The sequence below is a fragment of the Micromonospora sp. DH13 genome (genome assembly GCF_020873825.1).
GTDB classification, from domain to species: Bacteria; Actinomycetota; Actinomycetes; order Mycobacteriales; family Micromonosporaceae; genus Micromonospora; species Micromonospora haikouensis.
Genome location: NZ_JAHWGR010000100.1, coordinates 1 through 470, shown reverse-complemented (window position 1 = coordinate 470; position 470 = coordinate 1). Strand labels below are relative to the sequence as shown.

The 470-nt window shown below is 67.9% G+C and carries 1 protein-coding gene; it reads left to right on the top strand.

Annotated elements, in window-relative coordinates; all coding sequences use genetic code 11:
- On the top strand, nucleotides 1-470 hold a 470-nt coding region (locus LPA42_RS33420; RefSeq protein ID WP_228987148.1), incomplete at both ends, for a TRAP transporter large permease subunit.

Here is a 470-nt window from a genome sequence, read left to right as displayed (position 1 = left end):
CTTCATCGCCGGCATCATTCCGGGCATCCTGGCGATGACCATGTACATGATGACGATCTTCCTGATCGGCTATTTCCGGCCCGACTTCCTGCCCAAGGGCAAGGTGCTGCCGTGGCGCGAGCGCTTCGCCGGCCTGAAGGACATCTGGGCGCCGGTGCTGCTGTTCGTGTTCGTCATCGGCGGCCTCTACGGCCTGCCCTTCCTGCCGCGCTTCACGCCGACGGAGGCCGGCGGTGTCGGCGCCGCGGGCGCCGTCCTCATCGGCGTGCTGACCGGCCGGCTCGACCGCGAGAAGATCCTGGCCTCGCTGCTCCAGGCAACGCGCACCGCGGCCGCGGTGTTCACCGTGCTGATCGGCGCGCTGATCTTCGGCTATTTCCTCACGGTGACGCAGACGCCGCAGAAGGTCACCGAGTTCCTCACCGGCCTCGGCCTCGGCCCCTACGGCGTGCTGGCGCTGATCATGGTGA